Source organism: Olsenella sp. Marseille-QA0557 (genome assembly GCF_965119725.1).
GTDB classification, from domain to species: domain Bacteria; phylum Actinomycetota; class Coriobacteriia; order Coriobacteriales; family Atopobiaceae; genus Coprovicinus; species Coprovicinus avistercoris.
Window position 1 is genome coordinate 670,440 of record NZ_CBCPMI010000001.1, and the last position, 14,754, is coordinate 685,193.

General features: G+C 50.5%; 14 protein-coding genes. 2 read left to right on the top strand and 12 right to left on the bottom strand.

Annotation, left to right across the window (positions count from 1 at the left end):
• Positions 1–76: 76 nt before the first annotated feature.
• From ACQY6Y_RS03010 to tilS, 6 genes are all read right to left on the bottom strand, one after another.
• Positions 77–772, bottom strand: a complete 696-nt coding sequence (locus tag ACQY6Y_RS03010; protein WP_428378834.1) for an energy-coupling factor ABC transporter ATP-binding protein — start codon at positions 770–772, stop codon at positions 77–79.
• The gene (locus tag ACQY6Y_RS03015) at positions 769–1,650 is read right to left on the bottom strand and encodes a CbiQ family ECF transporter T component (protein WP_428378835.1); all 882 of its coding nucleotides are present in this window, start codon (positions 1,648–1,650) and stop codon (positions 769–771) included. Before ACQY6Y_RS03015 ends, ACQY6Y_RS03010 begins: the two co-directional genes overlap by 4 nt.
• A gap of 1 nt (position 1,651) precedes the next feature.
• Entirely contained in the window at positions 1,652–2,671 is a 1,020-nt protein-coding gene (gene cbiM, locus ACQY6Y_RS03020) for a cobalt transporter CbiM (protein WP_428378836.1), read from the bottom strand.
• Positions 2,672–2,693: 22 nt separating this feature from the next.
• A complete protein-coding gene (gene ftsH / locus ACQY6Y_RS03025) occupies positions 2,694–4,643 on the bottom strand; it encodes an ATP-dependent zinc metalloprotease FtsH (protein ID WP_428379941.1) in 1,950 nt (649 codons plus the stop codon).
• 57 nt (positions 4,644–4,700) lie between these two features.
• Entirely contained in the window at positions 4,701–5,249 is a 549-nt protein-coding gene (gene hpt / locus ACQY6Y_RS03030; protein WP_428378837.1) for a hypoxanthine phosphoribosyltransferase, read from the bottom strand.
• A gap of 73 nt (positions 5,250–5,322) precedes the next feature.
• The gene (tilS, locus tag ACQY6Y_RS03035; protein WP_428378838.1) at positions 5,323–6,825 is read right to left on the bottom strand and encodes a tRNA lysidine(34) synthetase TilS; all 1,503 of its coding nucleotides are present in this window, start codon (positions 6,823–6,825) and stop codon (positions 5,323–5,325) included.
• 136 nt (positions 6,826–6,961) lie between these two features.
• Here tilS and ACQY6Y_RS03040 point away from each other — a divergent pair, with 136 nt between their 5' ends.
• Entirely contained in the window at positions 6,962–7,768 is an 807-nt protein-coding gene (locus tag ACQY6Y_RS03040) for an MBL fold metallo-hydrolase (RefSeq protein ID WP_428378839.1), read from the top strand.
• Positions 7,769–7,867: 99 nt separating this feature from the next.
• On the opposite strand, the gene ACQY6Y_RS03045 is transcribed toward ACQY6Y_RS03040, so the two are convergent.
• Positions 7,868–8,290 (bottom strand): Hsp20/alpha crystallin family protein, encoded by a 423-nt coding sequence (locus ACQY6Y_RS03045; protein WP_428378840.1) that lies wholly within the window; start codon positions 8,288–8,290, stop codon positions 7,868–7,870.
• A gap of 278 nt (positions 8,291–8,568) precedes the next feature.
• Between ACQY6Y_RS03045 and ACQY6Y_RS03050 the strand changes: the two genes are divergently transcribed.
• Positions 8,569–8,991 carry a hypothetical protein gene (locus ACQY6Y_RS03050; protein WP_428378841.1) on the top strand — a complete coding sequence of 141 codons (423 nt, stop codon included), beginning with the start codon at positions 8,569–8,571 and terminating at the stop codon, positions 8,989–8,991.
• Between the two features lie 20 nt (positions 8,992–9,011).
• Here ACQY6Y_RS03050 and ACQY6Y_RS03055 read toward each other — a convergent pair whose 3' ends face one another.
• From ACQY6Y_RS03055 to ACQY6Y_RS03075, 5 genes are all read right to left on the bottom strand, one after another.
• Positions 9,012–9,188 (bottom strand): hypothetical protein, encoded by a 177-nt coding sequence (locus tag ACQY6Y_RS03055; RefSeq protein ID WP_428378842.1) that lies wholly within the window; start codon positions 9,186–9,188, stop codon positions 9,012–9,014.
• 2 nt (positions 9,189–9,190) lie between these two features.
• The gene (locus ACQY6Y_RS03060) at positions 9,191–10,168 is read right to left on the bottom strand and encodes a PASTA domain-containing protein (RefSeq protein ID WP_428378843.1); all 978 of its coding nucleotides are present in this window, start codon (positions 10,166–10,168) and stop codon (positions 9,191–9,193) included.
• A 201-nt stretch (positions 10,169–10,369) separates the two neighbouring features.
• Positions 10,370–13,033, bottom strand: coding sequence for an ATP-dependent chaperone ClpB (gene clpB / locus ACQY6Y_RS03065; RefSeq protein WP_428378844.1), 2,664 nt, complete (start codon positions 13,031–13,033; stop codon positions 10,370–10,372).
• A 251-nt stretch (positions 13,034–13,284) separates the two neighbouring features.
• Entirely contained in the window at positions 13,285–13,761 is a 477-nt protein-coding gene (locus ACQY6Y_RS03070; protein ID WP_428378845.1) for a heat shock protein transcriptional repressor HspR, read from the bottom strand.
• Entirely contained in the window at positions 13,751–14,695 is a 945-nt protein-coding gene (locus ACQY6Y_RS03075; RefSeq protein ID WP_428378846.1) for a DnaJ C-terminal domain-containing protein, read from the bottom strand. The genes ACQY6Y_RS03070 and ACQY6Y_RS03075 overlap by 11 nt, the downstream gene beginning before the upstream one ends.
• Between the last annotated feature and the right edge of the window lie 59 nt (positions 14,696–14,754).

The following is a 14,754-nucleotide window of genomic DNA, read 5'->3' on the forward strand; positions in this document are numbered from 1 at the left end:
CTTTTCTATCTATTTCTCTTGGCGGCGATAAACACAGGCACCGCCTCTAGGTATATTTCCAAACGCCATTGTACGACTACAACAGGCGATGGTTAGATCCCATATGCACTTCTCGCGCGTGAAGATCCTCCACAAGGTCATGGTGATGTGTTGTAACCAACACCGCACCGCCTGCATCGACAAACGCGCGAAGGAAGCCCACAACATTATCTCGTGAGGCATTATCAAGCCCGTCGGTTGGTTCATCCAACACAAGCATCTCAGGTGCCATGGAAACCACGCTTGCCAGTGCGACACGCCGCTTTTCTCCCCCAGAAAGATGATAAGGAGCGCGCCGCGAAAGCTCTCTCACGCCAAAGAGGTTTAAAGCGTCTTCGCAGCGCTGAGTCACCTCGTCTTCCGATAGCCTCATTTGACGAGGACCAAAAGCCACTTCATCCCACACGCTGGGACAGAAAAGCTGCGTATCAGCATCCTGAAAAACAAATCCCATGCGCTGATGAAAGCGTTTCGCAAAATCAGCCTGTGCCAACGAGGTTGCATCGATGGTCGCCCCATCAAATTGCACCTCACCCTTATCTGGAAACGTGAGACCACATAAAACGCGCAGCGCCGTAGATTTACCACATCCGTTAGGACCAACCAGTGCAACTGCCTCGCCGCGTCGCACAGAAAATGACACGTCAATGAGTGCTGGGACTTCATTTCCCATTTCATCGAAATAAGAAAGGCTCACTTCAGACAGCTCTGCAAGGACGTCGCGTTCATTCATCCCATTGCCCCTTCAAGCCAGATAAACACCATAACAATCAAGATAACAACCGCAAGGTAGCAAAATGATGCAAAGCCGCTTCGACGACTGACAGGCTGAGGCGGCACTGTCACCAATCCGTCAAACCCTCGACAAACCATAGCTTCATATTGAGCGGCGGCAAGATCATGGGCTTTTAAAAAAGTCGTAGCGAGCAACCCTGCAACAGAGCTCGACTTATCGCGGTTATGGCCGATACTGCGAAGAGCGAGCGCCTGCCCAAGTTCAATAGCAATTTGCCCCAACAAAGCAAGATCACGTATAGCCAAATCTATAACAAGCGCAGCGGTTGCTGGCAAATGAAGACGACGAGCTGCTTCCACCAACCCGTGTGCTCCAAGAGATCGCGTAAGACCTAAAACGAGCACAGTAGTAGTAAACGTTTTTCCCGCTAAACGCAGTGGAGCAGCAAGGGCGCCAAAATATATTGCCGGGATAGAAAGACATACCGCTAAAACTGTTGCTACAAGCGCAGGACGCAAAATCGCAGAAATCTCGCCTGCCGGTCGAAGAACGAGCCCAATGAGAACAATAATGAGCATCACCCAGACAAACGCCATGTTCTGAGCTGCAGAAACAAGAATAGCAAGCAGCAAGGTGGCAAGAATCCTCAGGCGCGCATCCACCCTACCCACGGTACGAGCCACGAGACAGGATCCAAATCCTCCCCCACGAAACACTTCCAACATGCCCACCATATGCAGCACATTATTCCGGAGGAACGTGTCACGATCGCGCGGCGGCTCATACTCAGATGGTTTATCGGGGCGAAGCCATTCCGGAAGTGTGAATCTATCCTGCGTATTTCTTTCACTCGTATCAGAAGAACGGAGGTCCATCTTAGCTACTGACCCGGCGGTTCGATGAGGCAGCTAAAAGTTTGAAAATGATAACAAGCACCAAGACGCCAATTGCAGCACTCATGATATAGGCCACCCAATCGGGCAATCCAGCTAGGGAATAATCTGGCAGCAAAGCTTCGAATGAGAATCCTTCAGTCATGCCAGCAGGAGGAGCTGAAAGTCCAGCTAATTCAGTCAATTCGTCGGTAGACCACTCACCCCACGCTGTTCCCTGGGCGAGCAATCCCAGAGGAGTTGCAACCGCAAGCGCAACTAAAAGCACAGACACCGCAACCCTTGAAGCCGAACGATTGGCAACACCTTCGCTTTTCTCTCGAGCAGGCGCGGCAGGGCCAATGAGATAATCGGGTGCTACGCGCTGTACAAATTCAAGAATTGCCAACGTTGCCACCGCCTCAATAACGCCGGCAACCAAAAGATGAGGGATAAGCATCGCAGGCAGTGACACAGCAAGTGGATAAGGGCAGTACAAAGGAGCGCCCGCGGCATCAGTAAATAAAAGCGGCTGTATACCAAATTCAACTGCGGCACAGAATGCCGCAGCATTAAGCCCTATATAAGCTCCAAGCACGACCGCTATACGCCTTCGTAGTGCCGAAGGCTCACTACCAGCAACAAGCTTATACATTGCACAGCCAACAAAAGGCAGGACAACCGCCATATTGAAACAATTGGCACCAAAGGCGAGTACACCGCCATCACCAAACAGCAGCGCTTGAAGCGCAAGGGCAACACTTACCGCTAAACAAGCCGCCTCTGGTCCTAGCATAAGCGCAATAAGAGTGCCACCAACAGCGTGTCCCGTCGTTCCGCCTGGCAGCGGCACGTTGAACATCATAAGCAGGAACGAAAAAGCGCTCGCCATCCCCAAAAAGGAGAGATGACGAGCATCAAGCTTTTGACGCACTACGCGCGCGCAATGTAACCATGCAGGGACCATAGCAACGAACAAAATACCATCTGTTTGCGGAGAAAGGTAATTATCCGGAATATGCATGTGTCCCTCTTGTTGTGTCTATCTATTCGTTCTTGTCATCCTGATCTGCAGGTGCATCCTCTTTAAGCTCCGGATGCTCTGCTACATAGCTTTCCCACGTACCATCGAGCAAAGCGCGCGCCAGATCGCCCTCAACTGTTTCACGGTCGAGCAGTACCTCTGCCATGGTATTCATGCGATCGGCGTGCTCATTCAGAATAGCGCGGGCACGCTCATGGGCTTCACGCATAATGCGCTCAACCTCGTCGTCGATGCGCTTGGCTGTTTCGGCAGAATAGTCTTGGTGGTCTGCATAATCCCTACCAAGGAACACTTGGTGCTGTGCCTCACCAAACACCTGAACGCCCAACGTCTCGCTCATGCCATAACGCGTAACCATTTCACGTGCCAATTTGGTTGCACGCTCAAGATCGTTACTCGCACCCGTTGTGATGTCGTCGCAGAACAGCTCTTCGGCGGTACGTCCTCCCAAAAGCACGGCGATCTGATCCAACATACCATCGCGTGTTTGAAGGAAGTGATCCTCTTCAGGAAGCTGCAAGGTATAACCAAGCGCTTGTCCACGGCTAATGATTGAAATCTTGTGAACTGGATCTGAATTCTCAAGAATATGGCCAACCATTGCATGACCACTCTCGTGATAGGCAATAACGGTGCGCTCTTTTGGTGTAATGACACGGCTCTTGCGCTCTGGACCTGCAATAACACGCTCCATGGCCTCTTCAACCTCGGGCATGCCAATCTTGCTCAGACGCCTGCGCGCTGCCAAAAGAGCCGCTTCGTTCATGAGATTAGCAAGGTCAGCTCCGGTAAACCCAGGAGTAAGCTTGGCCAGTTCATCAAAGCGCACGCTATCATCAAGCGGCTTTCCTTGTGCGTGCACGCGCAGAATCTGTTCACGGCCAGCAACATCCGGACGATCCACAGTTACCTGACGATCAAAACGGCCAGGACGCAACAAGGCGGGATCGAGAATATCGGGGCGGTTTGTTGCGGCAATAAGAATGACCGAGTCATTTGCCTCAAAACCGTCCATCTCTACCAAGAGCTGGTTGAGCGTTTGCTCACGTTCATCGTGGCCGCCGCCAAGGCCAGCACCACGCTGACGACCAACTGCGTCAATCTCATCGATAAACACGATACACGGGGCAGCCTCTTTAGCCTGCTTAAATAAGTCACGTACACGCGAGGCACCAACGCCAACAAACATCTCTACGAAGTCGGAGCCCGAAATTGAGAAGAACGGAACGCCAGCTTCACCAGCAACTGCTTTAGCCAGCAAGGTCTTGCCTGTTCCCGGAGGGCCCACCAGAAGAACGCCGCGTGGAATGCGCGCACCCATCTTGTGATAGCGCTCAGGATCCGCCAGGAAATCACGGACTTCCTGAAGCTCCTCTACAGCCTCATCAATGCCAGCGACGTCTTTAAACTTAACCTTCGGACGTGTTTCTTCCGTTGTTTTTGCTTTGGTCTTACCAAACGACAACGCCTGTCCGTTTTGCCCTTGCATCTGACGCAGGAAAAAGAACATGACAAGCACAATAACAAGCGTGGGCACCAACATAACGAGCACGTCTGTCCAGATGCCTGGAGTAGACGTATCTACGTTATACGTAATGCTGGAATGCGACGCCATAAGGTCGGCAAGCGAGTCAGAGCCCACATAGGTACTATCAAACTCGGTAAGCTTAGAATCGTCTCCTACTTCACTTGCTTCACGCCAATACTTGCCATGAAGCGAGCCGTCGTAGGTTTTATAGGTAACTTCTTCCACGCGATTATCGCGGACAGCAGTTACAAAATCGCTGGTTGCAATCGTATCTGGCGAGGGGCCAAAAATGCCGCCCTGTGTTGTGGCAACCAGATATGCCACAAGCACTAAGGCAATAAGAATATAGAGAAGACCAACGCGTTTACGCTTGCCTCCTCCATCCCCCATCTGTGGCGGAACAGGACGATTGTCGTTATTCATACTCACGAAAAAATGCTCCTTGCAGTCGCATTTGCTGCGACGGTCTTACGCTGACAATTAGCTATACACCTCGGGTTTAAGTACCCCAATATAGGGCAAATTACGATAGCGCTCTGCAAAGTCCAAGCCATATCCAACAATAAAAGCATCGGGCACATGAGCACCAACGTAGCGTGGATGCACAGCCGGAGTCTTACCGGGAATGTCCTTAACGAGAAACGCGGCCACTTCCAACGAGCGAGGCTTACGAGACTCAAGGTTTTTCATCAGATAGCTCAGGGTAAGGCCGGAATCCAAAATATCCTCGACAATGAGAACGTCTCTGCCCTCAATGCGCGTATCGAGGTCTTTCACAATTCGAACTACACCTGAGCTCTTCGTGCCATCTCCATAGCTTGAAACTGCCATGAAGTCCACGCCAAGCTGACAATGAATTGCCCTCATGAGGTCGGCAGTAAAGACAACCGCCCCTCGAAGTACTGCAACGATTAACGGATTACGTCCTTCGTAATCGGCTCCGATTTCGGCGCCCATGCGCTGAACGATTTGGGAGATATCATCCTCAGAAAGAACGATGCTCTCTACGTCTGGATGCAGACCCTCCATGTGCGCCCCTTTCGACCGCAATGCCTTATTTAAACCCATGACACTTCATCCTAGAACTATCACAGGTTACGCGCTATACACCACTATGAAGTCCTAATTCTAGCAGCACCTTAGTAGCAGGTCCGCACTTAGCACGTTCATCTGCACGAATTCCTGCCACCCAAAGCACTCGTCCAGATGGCCCGGTTCTTACCACAGGCACATTCATGCGATCTGCTGCAGGAATATGGGCATCGGCAAGGAGCGACGAAAGACGCTTTGATTGTCCATGCATGCCCAGAGGACAGAGCACTTCTCCTGGTGTTGGACCATCTACCCACAACTTACCGCTCTGCTCACCCATTTCACACAGGTGCGCATCGAGCAACACCGACATGTTCTCCCACTCCTGCCCATGAAAACGGGCAAGTTCTTCTGCGTTTTGTCCGGAAGCAAGGCGGATAAGGCGTGCCGTTAGAACGCGACCATCTCCCAATTTAAACTCTCCCGGAACCTCAAACCAGCCTGCTTCTATGCACTCATCTGCTGCGCGAGCGCGCATAAAAAGAACACCGTGAACCACACGACAGTCGACACCCAGAGGCATTGTCATGGAACCTGAACCTGCCGCAACAAGCTGCAGAACTCCGTTGATGTGACGCGCTTCCAGTCGACAGTCTGGACAGGTCCTGAGGATTGCCAGCCTGACCACACGACGAGCAATAGCAACATCCAATGCTGCTAGACGAGCTGCATCAAGAGCGACAACCCCTTCTGAGGTGTGACGTTCAAGCTCTCGAAACGCGCGAGATGCGACCTGAGTGAGATATGAATCTTCATCAGAAAGGATGTCACAGGTAGAAGCAATGCTTGCCACTACCCGTGGGTTCTTGCGCTTTACCACCGGAAGCACTTCATGGCGTACAAAAGCTCTGAGATAGTGTGTATCGGCGTTTGTTGCATCTTCGCGCCAGACGATACCCCGCATGCGCAGAAGATCACAAAGCTCCTCATGAGTTCTGTCAAGCAGAGGACGCACGATGCGATTCCGGCGACGAGGAATCGAGGAAAGTCCCGAAGCTCCAGAGCCACGAACTGCATTCATAAGAAAAGTTTCGGCACGATCATTGGCGGTATGAGCCGTAAGAATACGCGCTGCTGAACGCGGACAGCCCATCTGCGCTGATAACTCATTGGCAAGGCGCGCTGCCGCGGCATAGCGCACTTCTCTACCAACGTTCTCAACGTTGTCGCCATGCTGCTTTGCTAATGCCTCAACATCCACTGACTCTACGGTGCAGGGAACACCATAGCGTGCGGACAGCCCGCGTACAAACTCTTCGTCTTCCTCAGCATCAACACCGCGTAATTGATGATTGATATGCAGCACATGCAAACGCTCCCGCGCAATCCGCGCGCATCCCTTACCATCCTCGATATCAAGCGCTGAGGTGGCAGCAAGAACGAGCAGTGCCGTAGAATCCGCCCCTCCTGAAACCATGAGAATAACGGGGGCTGTTCCTTCATCATGTTCATGAACAGGCGGACGTGAAAAGGTCCCACCCTGAGACCCATATCTCCGCGCAACACTCGTCATATCCATCTCCCTTATCATGAACCAGACAAAGCACGTTTACCAAATTGGTAGTGTTGTCATTGTAGCGACGTATAGTTCTCTACATCTTTTGTAGTGGTATATCTGCACAGAATGAAACAGATCGATCGGAGTGTGTATGCCTTCTGCTCTTCACCTTCATATTCTTGCAAGCGGTTCCAAAGGAAATGCTGCCCTTGTCGAAGGCCCCGAAGGCACAGTCCTCATCGATTGCGGTCTTTCGCGTCGTGAGCTATTAAACCGCATGAGCAGTTTGCATCTTGATCTCAACAATCTCAAAGCAGTTTTTCTTACCCACGAACACTCCGATCACGCCTCCGGTATTCCGGTATTTATGAAACATACCAACGTCCCTCTCTTTGCCACCGCCGGCACTATGGCGGCAAGGAAATCGCTTACAAACATTGCGTTTGAGGCCATTGAAGACGAGGACGAGATAACCATTGCCGGCATGCACATCCAAGTTTTTCCCACATCACATGATGTTGCGGATCCAATAGGCTTTAAGTTTGATACCGGCAATGATTCTGTTGGATATTGCACTGACACCGGCATACTTACTCAGCAAGCTCAAAAACATTTGTACAATGCGCGCATTTTGGCTCTAGAAGCTAATCATGATCAAGATATGCTCAAACGCGGCCCCTATCCTTCATTTCTTAAAGCTCGTATCGCAGGCAGCAGTGGCCATCTTTCAAATAATCAGGCGTCTGAAGCTTTGAGTACGCTTGTCGGAGAGTCGACTCAAACAATAGTTGCAATGCATCTATCACAAGAAAACAATCGACCTGGTCTGGCAGTACAAGCGCTTGCTCAATCCGTTAATGCCGAGCCAGATGACAAACTTTTCCATAGAGCACACACTACAGATGGAAAGCTGTCGATTCTAGCCGCAGGACAAGATCGTCCTCTATCTATTTGGTAGTCCAACGTGAAGAAAGAGCAGTTGGCTCAACGAAAATAACGGCCGAGCTGCAAAAGCAACTCGGCCGCTGAGTCTTGTAATTGTTTACAACTCGTTGTACTAGTCGATGGAAATCTTCGTAACGTTTTGCTTTTCCTGCTGCTTAGGAACATTGATGGTGAGAATGCCGTCGTTCAGCTTTGCAGTCAGACCCGCTGTAGCAGCATCCTTCAGATAAATGCCGCGCGAAGCCTTCCACTCGTGGCTTTCCTTATGCAGGTAGTTCTTATTTTTCTCTTCCTCGGTCTCCTTCTTATCAACTGAGATGGAAAGACGGCCTTCGTTAAGCTCAACGTCAATCTCATCCTTCGTGACACCAGGAAGATGAGCGGAGATTACGTAGTTATCCCCAGCGTCCTCAACATCCATTGTGAAACCTGGAGTTACCTCGGAAGGGGTTGCCAGGAAATCATCCAGCATGTCAAACGGAAAGATTGAATGAAGCGCTCTGTTGTAACGATCGTACGGAATCATGCTAGCCATATCTGATCACTCCTTTTGCTTGCCGGTAACCGACGGCACTTCCGCCGCGTTCCGGCTGTCGTTTTTCAATACTTACTATTCCCGCGCTGAGTAAAGTTATACAGAAATACAAAAATTTTCTTAGTTATTTTGACTAATTAAATCTAAGTCTTATTCACATATATTTTGATTTATGAAAACTTAGACAAGGGAAGCCTTGTTTAAGTTATTGGGATATTATGAGTGACACTGATAAACGAAGGATTCTAAATCCTCTCTATGCTCGCGCCGGAGGAGACATGGCAGAAGGCCCAAAGCACGACAATCAAGCACAGCACTCTACAGCTCCTGAAGAAGAGCAGCATTCCACGCCTTCACACACTCGATATGTTCGTCCACGCACTCCTCATCGCACCGTTGAGCCAGTCAATGATCTCGAACAAGATGACGCGCTTGCAGAAGTTACTCATGAATCAGACTTTACGGTCGGCACCCTTAATCCACTTGCTGGCAGGGGATACCGCCGCTCACGCAATAATATGAATCGCATTAGTCGCGATTTACATTATGGTCAGTATCTATCCATTCCTAAGGGAAGGCGCGCGATTTTCGCCTCACGCGAACACAAACGCAAAGTTAAATCAATTGTTTCGCTTGTTGTCCTTGTTGTAATGCTTGCCATTGTGGCGGTTATTGTGTGGCAACTTATTTCGAATGTCTAAAGCACAATTTCTGGCAACCTTTAATCCCAAGGATCACGTTCAAAGAGTGGCTCAGGTTCAGGTCTACGATCTGACCACGGATCGTAGCCATCATCATCTTCATTTTCTGCACGCATAAACTCACTGTTTGTAGCATCAATGCGCACATCTAAATCGTCAAATGATTTAGATGTATCTGATGAACGAGATGCTTTCATAGTTATCCTTCAGCACCTTCGGTTGTATTCACATTTGCGTTATCTGGGTTTACTCCCACATAAATCGTGACCGTAGTACCTTTATCGGCACGCACGCCCGGCTCTGGCGACATTGCCACAACAAACCCAACGGAGTTTTCTGAGGGTTCTTCTGCCAAAACTACCTGGAATCCATCGGCAACAAGACGTGCAGTTGCATCGGTTGAGGTCATTCCACGCACATCGTCGATCGTATGGCCCCCCCAAAGTTCTGCTTGCCACGTGCCAAATGCTATAGCGATTCCAAGAAGTATTACGCATGCACAGGACACAATGCCAGCAATAAGACGGTTTCTACGGAGCCAATCTCGGTGTTCCTCAGGAGCAGAAAGACGGAAAGCTGAAAGAGACTGATTGTTGTCGTGCACATGGATGTGCGGATGATCTTGCTGTTCAATACCACGACGAGCTGCCTGTACCAAACTGCGACGTTTTGCCCGCCGCACCATACGTTCCAGCCTTCGACGCTCGGGTGAAGCTTCTATAGGAGCAGTTACGGACGGTTGGCTTTCAGCGAGAGTATTTTCTGAACCATAAATAACGGTTGATGTGGGTTCCTGCGCCTCCTGCTTTACCTCAGGAGAAGCCGGCTGTTCTGCCACTTGTGGCATATCCTCCACCGTCGGTATCTTCTCAGCCGGTTCAACGGCAGGCGTGATGTCATAAGCCTGCTCATGAACATCAATCTCGACGACATCAAGCACTTCATGCGCACTGCCCTGATCGACATCATGAGCAGCCACACCTGCATCATCAGGATGAACTGGATCATTCGTAGGTGGTGCTGCAAAATGCGCTCCAGATATTTCTTCTGGAATACTGGGCGTATTGGCAAGTTTCTCTATATCGTTGTCGGAGAGGTGCCGCATCATTTTTGTCCCGCAATACGGACAAATTGGCTGTCCCTCCGGTACTTCTGCGCCACATTGGCGACAAATCATCTAATGGCCTCCCTGCACGAGAAGAGCTCGTGATACATAGACGCTTGTCTATGTGAAGCAGTTGATACACGTGCGTCCAGGCTAACGGACCTCGTTATTATTACTCATAAAAACGACGAGCGTAAAATAAACAGATACGCGGCACGAAGCAAAAGGCGCTCCGTACCGCGTAAATAAGATACGTTATATGTCGCTAGATTACTATTCGAGCACATCCGGCTCAATCGGGTCGTCCGACGGAGTGTGCGCCGCAGCTGCTGCACGTTCTGCAGTAGCAGAATCGTCACGTTCAGCAAAGAAGTTACCCTGGTCGTTAACATCTACTCGGACAACATCGCCTTCGCTGACCTTGCCCTCAATGATGAGGTTAGCAACATTGTCAACCACCTGGCGCTGAATAAGACGCTTCAGAGGACGTGCTCCGAACACTGGGTCAAGGCCATCGAGCGAGAGCGTTTGGATGGCGGATGGTGTCATCTCAAGAACAATACGCTCGCGGGCAAGACGCTCACGCACATCAGCAAGCTGGATATCAACGATCTTCTCGATATCTTCGAACCCAAGTGCGTGGAATACCACGACATCATCTATACGGTTGAGGAATTCAGGCTTGAAGGTCTGACGCAAAGCGTCGTTAACCTGCCTCTGCACTTCTTCAGGATCGCTGGAGGCGTTTGCACCTGCAATGAACTGACTACCAACATTGCTGGTCATTATGATGATCGTGTTCTTGAAGCTCACAACACGGCCCTGACCATCGGTAAGACGTCCATCATCGAGCACCTGCAGCAAGATGTTAAAGACATCTGGATGCGCTTTTTCCATCTCATCCAACAGGATCACGCTGTAGGGACGGCGACGCACAGCTTCGGTAAGCTGGCCTCCCTCGTCATATCCCACATATCCTGGAGGTGCGCCGATAAGACGCTGGACACTGAACTTCTCCATGTATTCAGACATGTCGATACGAACAAGTGCGCGCTCATCGTCAAACAGACATTCGGCCAAAGCTTTTGCAAGCTCTGTCTTGCCCACGCCAGTAGGACCAAGGAAGAAGAAGCTTCCGATTGGACGCTCGGGATCGGAAAGACCAGCACGGCTACGACGTACAGCAGCTGCTACTGCCGATACTGCTTCGTTCTGACCCACAACACGAAGATGCAGCTGCTCTTCGAGATTGCGGAGCTTATCCATCTCGCCTTGCATCATCTTTGCAACAGGCACGCCAGTCCAAGACGACACAACTTCGGCAATTTCTTCAGTTGTTACTTCCTCTTTGAGCAGACCTTCTCCTCGAGCCTGACGCTCTGCGAGATCCTGCTCTGCCTGCTTATATTCGTTCTGTAGAGAAGGAATGATTGAATAACGTAGCTCAGATGCACGAGCAAGATCACCTGAACGCGTAGCACGCTCTTCCTCACTGCGAGCATCGTCAATGCGCTGCTTTAGATCCTGGACATGATCAATAACGCCACGCTCGTTTTGCCAGCTTGCCTTCATGCCATCAAGCTTTTCTCGAGCAGTCGCTATTTCTTTCCGCAGGGCTTCCAAACGCTCACGAGAAGCATCGTCGTCCTCTTTCATGAGGGCCTGCTCTTCGATCTGCATTTGTGTTAATTGACGATCTTGAGCATCAATCTCAGCCGGCATGGAATCGAGTTCCATACGCAGACGACTTGCAGCTTCATCTACAAGGTCGATAGCCTTGTCTGGCAAGAACCTGTCAGAGATGTAACGGTTGGAAAGATCTGCTGCAGCAACCAGCGCCGCATCGGTAATGCGGACACCATGATGAATCTCATACTTCTCTTTAATGCCACGAAGAATAGAGATGGTGTCTTCGACAGTAGGTTCGCCCACCATGACTGGCTGGAATCTACGTGCAAGTGCCGCGTCCTTCTCGATGTATTTACGATACTCTTCAAGCGTTGTTGCGCCTATCGCATGCAGTTCTCCACGGGCAAGTGCTGGTTTGAGAATATTGCCGGCGTCCATAGAGCCCTCAGTGGCGCCCGCTCCCACGATAGTATGCAGCTCATCAATGAAGAGCACGATCCTACCATTGGAGTTTGCCACCTCTTTGAGCACCGATTTCAGTCGATCCTCAAATTCACCACGATACTTTGCGCCAGCAACAAGTGCCGACATATCAAGCTCTACCAGCTCTTTATCACGCAGAGTGGACGGCACATCGCCCAAAACAATACGCTGTGCTAACCCTTCAACGATGGCTGTTTTACCAACGCCCGGCTCACCAATGAGGACTGGGTTATTTTTTGTACGACGGCTCAATACCTGAACAGTACGGCGAATCTCTTCCACACGCCCAATAACAGGATCAAGCTTGCCTTGGCGAGCAAGATCAGTGACATTGCGGCCGTATTGTTCGAGCGCTTCGAGCTCAGGTTTGGAATCCTGGCTGGTAACACGCTCATCGCCACGGAGCTCGGCATATGCCTCTTCAACACGCTTGCCAGTCAAACCTGCAGCTTTCAAAATTGAACCAGCTTCGGTTTTATCATCTGCAAGAGCGCAGAGCAGGTGCTCAGAAGTTACATAAGAGTCTCCGAGTTTTGAAGCAAGTTTTTCTGCCGCAGTAGCAACACGCTCAAACTCGCTGCTTACACCCATCTGTGCGCCTGATACTTTGGGCTGACGCTCAATAGCCTCATCCACTTGAGATTCTATAGCGCGCGGATTTGCACCAACTCGCTCGATAATAGCGCTCAGGTTATGCTCTCCTGAGCTGAGAAGCGCTTTTAACATGTGAATGGGCATGAGCTGACCAGCCTGTGCGTCAGCAGCAATACCCAATGCTGCTTGTAAAGCCTCCTGGGCAGTTACTGCCCATTTGTCTAGTCTCATAATGCCCCCCCCCTTCGGGATTTCAGTTTTGACATTCTTATTATTCCCGCTCAGGGCCTTGTTTAACCATAAATCTAAGTCGTAATATGATAGATTTTCTGTGTCGATATATGAAGACATTATGCCCTCATATGATTCAACTCCCCGAATCTGAACCACCTGTCCAAATCCAGAGAGTTGAAATATTGAATGGCATATATCAATAGAGATACGCAGCACACGGGATAAATTTTATTAAGCGTCTTCTCTACCTAAGAATCCGCGTCTTGATCATTCTCAGTATCTTCTTGCTCATTCAAACCGCCGGTGAGAAGACGTCGCATCACCTTATCGGGACTTGATTCTTGATACCGAGCCAGCGCCGTTATTTTCTCCTGCATGCGATACTCATGAACCTCATCTTCTAGCTCTCGCACACGACGTCTTAAATCCTCAAGCTCCTGCTCCCGCTGGTCTGCCCGCTCTCGCATGTCAAGAATACGAACAACGCCAGCAAGGTTAATACCTTCGTCGGTGAGCTTCGTAATGAGGTTAAGACGATCTATATCGGCTTGGCTATAAAGGCGCGTATTGCCGCGTGAACGACCTGGCGTTACAAGGCCCTTTTGCTCATACACGCGAAGCGTCTGTGGATGCATGCCGGTAAGCTCAGCGGCAACGCTAATCATATAGAGCGGCTTGTTACGATCTGCCCGGCGACTATCGCCTTCTCTGGGGCTACGAGCCATAGCGTTCCACGTCCTCTCGATAAGCTCGCTTATCTGCATCCTTTAAACGCTCAAGCAATTCACGTTCCTCCGAAGAAAGGCGCGTAGGAACCTTTACTCGGATCTTCACATAGAGAGCTCCTCGGGAACCCTTACGCTTAACATTAGGAGCTCCCAAATCACGGAATCGGAAGGTCTTGCCATCCTGCGTACCGGCAGGAATCTTCAAGCGTACGGTCGTTCCATCGGGACAAGGCACTTCAACACTCGTTCCAAGGGAAGCCTCATAAATACTTACAGGCAGCTCCATCCGGACATCTGCGCCATCGCGCTTAAACAGCGGATGCTCAGCTACGCGTGTTGTAATGACTAAATCGCCTCGGCTGCCACCGTTGCGGCCATATTCACCGCGCCCGCGATAGCGAAGTTTGCCACCGTCCACTGCTCCAGCAGGCACTTTGACTGTCAGAGATTGTTCTTCACCGGTAGAAGGTACCTTGAAGCTCACCTTGCGCGTTGTACCAGTGAACGCCTCTTCAGCAGTAACATCGATTGACAGTGTAAGGTCGCTGCCCTTTTGAGCTCGGCCACTCGATGCACCACCATGTCCACCAAAGATAGACGAGAAGTCAAACCCGCTAAATCCATCGTTGCCGAATATGTCGGACCAGTCACCGTCAACATTGGTGGTGTAGGTCGTATACCCACGTCTTCCTGATCCACCAAAATCGGCCCCCGGAATACCGCCGAAGAGCAGCATCTGATCATACTCTCGGCGTTTCTTTGGATCCGAAAGCGTTTCGTATGCTTCGCTTACCTCTTTAAATTTTTGTTCGTCGCCACCAGCATCGGGATGATACTTTTGGGCCAACTTGCGGAACGCACGTTTAATTTCATCTTGGGTGGCGTCCCGCTTCACACCAAGAATGTCATAAAAACTTCGTTTGCCTGCCATTGGTGAAGGTTGCGCCCCCTTTCAAATAAGCGCCCGGGTAAAGGACCCGGGCGTCACAA